The organism is Pseudomonas sp. 24 E 13 (genome assembly GCF_900004715.1).
Lineage (GTDB): Bacteria > Pseudomonadota > Gammaproteobacteria > Pseudomonadales > Pseudomonadaceae > Aquipseudomonas > Aquipseudomonas orientalis_A.
Genome location: NZ_CVTO01000050.1, coordinates 1 through 7,033, shown reverse-complemented (window position 1 = coordinate 7,033; position 7,033 = coordinate 1). Strand labels below are relative to the sequence as shown.

General features: G+C 67.9%; 2 protein-coding genes. Both read left to right on the top strand.

Going from position 1 to position 7,033, the window contains the following annotated elements; all coding sequences use genetic code 11:
- On the top strand, positions 1 to 5,491 hold a 5,491-nt coding region (locus BFP90_RS01810), incomplete at its 5' end, for a non-ribosomal peptide synthetase (RefSeq protein WP_141688900.1).
- 2 nt (positions 5,492 to 5,493) lie between these two features.
- Positions 5,494 to 7,033 (top strand): condensation domain-containing protein (locus BFP90_RS01805; RefSeq protein ID WP_256097410.1); only part of this gene is annotated, 1,540 nt, incomplete at its 3' end.

Here is a 7,033-nt window from a genome sequence, read left to right as displayed (position 1 = left end):
GCTGCGCAGCCGCAGCGGCGAGCACGACATCCTTGTTGGGGTGCCGGCCGCCAACCGCCATCACGCGGCGTTGCAGCCGTTGGTGGGCTGCTTCGTCAATACCCTGGTCTATCGCCAGAAGCTCTCCGGCACGGTCAGCCTGCTGCAACTGATGCGCGAATTGCAGGCGCTGTCCGTGGCGGTGCAGTCGCATCAGGACCTGCCCTTCGATTACCTGATCGAACAGCTCGGCGTGGCCCGCCAGGTCAGCTACAACCCGTTGTTCCAGGCCATGTTCAACTACTTCCCGGGCCATGCCCTGGAGCGTTTCGAGCTGACCGATCTGATCGCCGAGCCGCTCGACAATCGCCCGGACAGCGCCCTGTGCGACCTGCATCTGGACGTGCGCGACAGCGAACACGGCATCGCCCTGAGCCTGCAGTACAGCAGCGAGCTGTTCGGCGAGCAGACCGCGCAGGTGATGCTCGAGCAGTATCTGGCGCTGCTCGATGCCGTGCTCGAACAACCGCAGCAGGTACTGGGCGAACTCGCCTGGCAGCCTGAGCAGCGCGCGCTGGCGCGTTTGCACGGTGAGCTCGTGGAGGGTCGGGAAGACATCCTGCAGGCCTTTGCACGGCAGGTCGCCGAGCAGCCCGAAGCCATCGCCGTGCAGGCCGGCGAACAGCGCCTGACTTATGCCGAACTGAACCAGGCGGCCGAACGCCTGGCGGCTGCCTTGCAGGCCCGTGGCGTCGGTGCCGAGGATCGTGTGGCCCTGCGCCTGCCGCGCGATGCGCGGCTGCCCATGGCCATGCTGGCCATTCTCAAGGCTGGCGCCGCCTACGTGCCGCTGGCCGAGGACACCCCGGCCGAGCGCGGCCGTTACATCCTTGCCCATGCGCAGCCGCGGTTGTGCCTGACCAATGCCGAGGCCCTGGCGGAGCTGGCAGAGTGGGGCAGTGCCGTCGAACTGCTGGATATCGATGCGTTGACCACCACCGCGCCCTACCGCGCGCCGAGCGTGCATCCTGCCCAGCTCGCCTACGTGCTCTATACCTCGGGTTCCACCGGCCAGCCCAAGGGCGTGGCCATCGCCCGTGGCAACTTGATGAACCTCATGCTCGGCGTGCAGCAGGTGCTGCCATTGACGGCGCAGGACAGGGTGCTGGCGCTGACCACCGCGACCTTCGATATCGCCATCGTCGAGCTGCTGCTGCCGCTGAGTCGCGGGGCCAGCATCCTGCTCGCCGACCGTGAGCAGGCACGCGACCCGCACGTCCTCGACCGCCTGATCGAGGCCGGCCAGCCGACGGTAATGCAGGCCACACCCGCCACATGGCGTATGTTGGTGGCGCACACCGGGCGCAGTTGGCAGGGCGTGCGCGCCATTTCCGGTGGCGAGGCCCTGCCGTGCGCGCTGGCCGAGGCCATGGAGCAGCGTGGTGCCCAGGTGATCAACGGTTATGGACCGACCGAGGCCACCGTCTACAGCACCTTCGAGCCGCGGCAGGGCGAGAGCGGCGGGGTGGAGGTGCCGATCGGCCGGCCCGTGGCCAATACCGCCGCCTATGTGCTGGACGCCGACTTGCAACCCGTGGCGCCGGGCGTTTCAGGCGAGCTGTACCTGGCGGGTGCCAACCTCGGGCGTGGCTATTTCGCTGCGCCTGCCCTGAGCGCGGCGAGCTTCCTGCCTGATCCTTTTGTGCCGGGGGCGCGCATGTACCGCACCGGCGACCGCGTGCGAAGCAACGCCAAAGGCAGCCTGGACTACCAGGGGCGCCTGGATTTTCAGGTCAAGCTGCGTGGCTTCCGTATCGAGCTGGGCGAGATCGAAGCCTTGCTGGCGCGGCTCACCGGGGTGCGGGAAGCGGCCGTGGTGCTGCTCGGCAGCGGCGACAGCGCGCGCCTGGTGGCTTACTACTCGGTCACGCAGGCGGCGGATGCTGATCTGGACGACGCCGCGCTACGCGTGCAGCTGGCGCAGCACCTGCCGGATTACATGCTGCCGAGCCAGTTCGTGCGCCTGGACAGCTTGCCGTTGAGCCCCAGTGGCAAGGTCGAGCGCAAGGCGCTGCCGGCTCCAAACCAACATGAAGGTCAGCGCGACGGCGAGCTGAGCAAACCCTGGGAGGCGCCACTGGCCGAACTGTGGTGCGAGCTGCTCGGTTGCAACGCGGTTGGCGCCGGCGACAATTTCTTCGCCCTCGGCGGCCATTCGCTGCTGGCGGCACGGCTGGTAGCGCGCATCGCCGAGCGCTACGAGCGGCAACTGCCGCTGCGCAGCGTGTTCGAGTGCCCGACCCTGGGTGAACTGGCGGCCAGCCTGGCCACTGCCGAGGGCGCAGGCGAGAGCATCCTGCGGCGATTCGGCGAGGCGCCGGCGCCGCTGCACTTCACCCAGCAGCGGCTGTGGTTCCTCGACCGCTTGCAGGGCGACACCCAGGCCTACCACCTGTCACTGGCCATGCACCTGCACGGTACTCTGCAAGCCGAAGTCCTGGAACGCGCCTTGGCACAACTGGTGGAGCGCCAGCACAGCCTGCGTAGCGTGTTCAGCGAGACGCAAGCAGGCGCGCAGCAGCAGGTCGTGCCGTTGCACGGCAGGCTGCTCAGCGTCGAGCCCTTGCAGCAGGATGTGCAGTCGCCGGCCTTCGCCCGCACCTTGAGCGAGGAAGCGCAGCGCGCCTTCGACCTGAGCGCAACGCCGCTGTGGCGGGTGCGGCTGTATCAGGGCGAAGGGCAGAGTGTGCTGCAGGCCACCTTGCACCACATCATCGCCGACGCCCGCTCGCTGGAGATCTTCTTCGATGAGCTGCAACGTCTTTACCAGGCCGAGCTGAGCGCAACCCAGGCGGCGTTGGCGCCGCTGCCGCTGCAGTTCAGCGATGTCGCCGCCAGTTGGCAGACGCCTGCCGGGCAGGCACGCATTGAAGCGCAGCTGGACTACTGGCGGCAGGCCCTGGCCGGCGAACCGCCGGTGCTGGACCTGCCCACCGACCTGCCACGTCCTGCCGAGCAGGGCTACCACGGGCGGCGCCTGCGTTTCGAGCTGCCCGTCGAGTTGGTCGAACGCCTGCGCAGCACCGCGCAGCGTCATGGCCTGACCGCCTTCGCGCCCCTGCTGGCAGCATGGAAAGTGCTGCTGGCCAGGCATTCGGGGCAGCGCGAGCTGTGGATCGGCCTGCCGGTGGCGCAGCGTCAGCAGGCGCACACCGATAACCTCATCGGCTATTTCGCCAGCACCCAGGTGCTGCGTAGCCAGATCGACCCACTGCAATCCGTGGCCTCGTTCTGGCAGGCGTTGCAAGCCACCCACCTGACCGCGCAACAGCACGGCGACGTGCCCTTCGAGCGGCTGGTGGAGGCTTTGCAGGTACGCCGCGATCTCAGCCATACGCCGCTGTTCCAGGCGCTGTTCAACCTGATCCAGCGCGATGACGTAGCGGCGGTCGGCCAGGGTTTTGCCGGCCTGCCGGCGCAGCGCCTGAATGTCGAGAGCGACAGCGCCCTGGTGGACATCGGCCTGCATATCGAGCAGCACGGCAGCGTCTGGCACTGCGTGCTGGAGTACAACACCGAGCTGTTCGTCGCCAGCACCATGCAACGCTATGCCGACGAGTACTGCCACCTGCTTGACGGCATGCTGGCGCGGCCCGAGGCGCGGCTGTGGGATATCGACCTGGCAAATGCCGATCATGCCCTGACACGCCGCACGTGGAACTTGCCGGCGCATGCGCTGAGCGAGACGCAGGATCTGATCGCGCGCTTCGAGCGCCAGGCCCTGCGCACCCCGGATGCGCTGGCCGTGGATTGCCAGGAGCAACGCTACAGCTATGCCCAGCTCAATGCCTTGAGCAACCGCTTGGCCCACTGGCTGCGCGCCCAGGGTGTCGGCTGCGACGATCTGGTCGCGCTGTGCCTGACCCGTGGCCCGTGGCTGCTGCCCAGCATCCTGGCGATCCACAAGGCGGGGGCGGCCTACTTGCCGCTGGATCCGCAGCAACCGGGCGAACGGCTGCGCTTCATCATCGAGCATGCGCGGCCGCAGCTGGTGCTCAGCGAGCACGCCTGCGCCGACGTGCTCGGCAGTGTCGACAGCCTGGCCGTCGACCACCTGCCGCTGGACGAACAGCCGGCACACGACCTGGCATTACCGGTGTCGCCGCTGCAGCGGGCCTACGTGATCTACACCTCGGGCTCCACCGGCACGCCGAAGGGCGTACAGGTGACCCGTGGCAACCTGAGCAACCTGCTTGCCGGCCTTGATCGCCAGTTGCCGCTGACGGCCGAGGACGTCTGGCTGGCCAGCACCACCTACGCCTTCGATATGTGCAAGCCGGAGCTGTTCCTGCCGCTGCTCAAGGGCGCGGCCATCCTCCTGGCGCGTCGCGAGCAGGTGGTCGATGGCCACCGCCTGTTCGATCTGCTGCGCCGTGCCACGGTGTTCCAGGCCACCCCAGCCGGCTGGCAGATCCTGCTGGAAACCGGGCGTGACGACTGGCCGGCCCTGCGCGGCCTGATCGGCGGCGAAGCGGTGCCGGCCGAACTGGTGAGTGTGCTGCAGGCCAAGGGGGTGAAGCTGATCAACGCTTATGGCCCGACGGAAACCACCGTCTGGTCGACCACCCAGGCGCTGCAGGAAGTACCGGCCGGCGTCGCCGATATCGGCATGCCGCTGCTCAACACCCGTTGCTACGTGCTCGACGAATGCCTGCGGCCAGTGCCGCTGGGCAGCACCGGCGAGCTGTATATCGCCGGCAGCGGGGTGACCCGTGGTTACCAGCGGGCGCCGGCGATCACCGCAGCGGCGTACCTGCCCGATCCGTTCGCCAGCGAGCCTGGCAGCCGCATGTACCGCACCGGTGACCTGGTGCGTCGACGCAGCGATGGGCACCTGGCCTATGTCGGCCGCGCCGATTTCCAGGTCAAGGTGCGTGGTTTTCGCATCGAGCCGGGTGAGATCGAATCGCTGCTGCGCCGGTACCCCGGGGTGGAAGAGGCGGTGGTCATGCTCGATGCGCGCAGCCACAGCTTGTTCGCCTGGCTGCAGGCCGCGAGCCCGGTCGACGAGGTGGCGCTGCGCCGTCATCTGGAAAGCCTGCTGCCCGCCTACATGGTGCCGGCCGGCTTCATCCAGGTGCAGCGTTTCGCCCTTAATGCCAACGGCAAGATCGACCGCAAGGCCCTGCCGGCGCCGCAAGCGCAGGCCGAGCAAGGCGTGGCGCCGCGTACGGCGCTGGAGCGCGAACTGGCCGAGCTGTGGCAGGAGCTACTCGATCTGCCGCAGGTCGGCGTGCTCACCAGCTTCTTCGAACTCGGTGGCCATTCGCTGCTGGCGATGCGCCTGATGACCCGGGTGGAGAGTCGCTTCGGCGTGAAGGTCGAGTTGCGCAGCCTGTTCCATAATCCGACCATTTCCGGCTTGGCCGAACAGATCGAAAACCCGCAGCGGCCTTCGACCGACCAGGCACTGGATGAGATGCAGCGTTTGCTGGCAGAGATGGAAGACTGAAGATGAATGTGACCAACCAACAGGCCTTTATCGAGATCGCCCAGCGCCTGGCCTCACTGCCGGCGGACAAGAAGCAAATGTTCCGCCAACGCCTGGCCGAGAAGGGCATCGATAGCTGGCGCCTGCCCATCGTCCCGGTCGCTGGCGGGGAGGGTGCAGCGGTGCCGCTGGCTCATGCGCAACTGCGTTTTCTCTCGGCCGAGGCCCTGAGCAGCCGTGCGCTGTACAACCTCTGCTCGGTGCTGCGCTTCGATGGCCGTCTGGACCTGGCGTGCCTGCAGCACGCCATGCAGCAACTGGTGGAGCGGCACACGATCCTGCGCACTCGCTACGTGGCCGATGCCGGAGGCCACTTGCAGGCGCACTGCGAGCCCTGGACGGCGGGCCTGCCGGCGGTCGAGCCGCTACCCCGCGAGGCGCTTGCCGACCCGCAGCAATGGTGCGCCGACGAGTACGCCCGGCAACTGGCCGAGCCCTTCGACCTGAGCCGCGAAGTGCCATGGCGCTGGCGCGCGTTCAGCGATGCCGAACAGGGCAGCACCTGGCTGTTCTTCACCATCCACCACGTCGCCTACGACGCGTGGTCGGCCCAGCAACTGACCCGCGAGCTGGCCGAGGGCTACCGTGCCTTGAGCCTTGGCTTGCCAGCCCAGTTGCCGCCGCTCGACATCCAGTACGCCGACTATGCCGCCTGGGAGCACGAGTGGCTGACCAGCGACGCCTGCCGCCAGCAACTCGATTACTGGTGCAGCCAGTTGGCCGATGCGCCCGGTGCGCTGGCCTTGCCCTGCGATCATCCGCGTCCGCCCGCCAACCAGCGTCGCCATAGCGGCGCGGTACGGGTGCGCGAATTGCCGGCTGACGTATCGGCGCAGGTGGACAGGGCCATCCGCGATCAGGGCGTGACCCTGTACATCTTTGGCCTGACCGCTTTCGCCTGCCTGCTGGCGCGCTACAGCGGCGAGCGTGACCTGTGCCTGGGTACATCGGTGGCGCAACGCGATCGCCCCGAGCTGGCGCCGCTGATCGGGCCGCTGCTCAACACCCTGGTGATTCGCCAGCGCCTGGAGGACGACCCGGACTTTCGCAGCGCCCTGCTGCGCACCCGCGACAGCGTGGCGGCGGCGTTCGACCAGCAGACCCTGCCGTATGAAAAGATCCTCGAAGCCCTCGACCGGCCGCGTTCCAGCCCGCTGTTCCAGGCCATGTTCGTGCAGGTCGAATTGCCGGAAAGCCGCACCCTGAGCCTGCCGGGGGTGACCGTCGAGGTGCTTGACCCGCCGCAGCGCCATGCCCGTTTCGATCTCACCCTGCGTCTGCTGCGTTGCGCCGACCAGCGCCTGCGCTGCGAGCTGGAATACAGCGATGAGCTGTTCGAGGCGGCCACCACCGACCAACTGCTCGACGATCTGCAGGCCATCCTGCAGGAGGCATCAGTCAATCCCGGGCAGCGCTTGTCGGCACTGCGCCTGGCCTCGCCGGGCAGCGAACTGCATGGCCCCGTGCTGGGCGCCAGTCCTGAACCGCTGGATCGACAGGTGC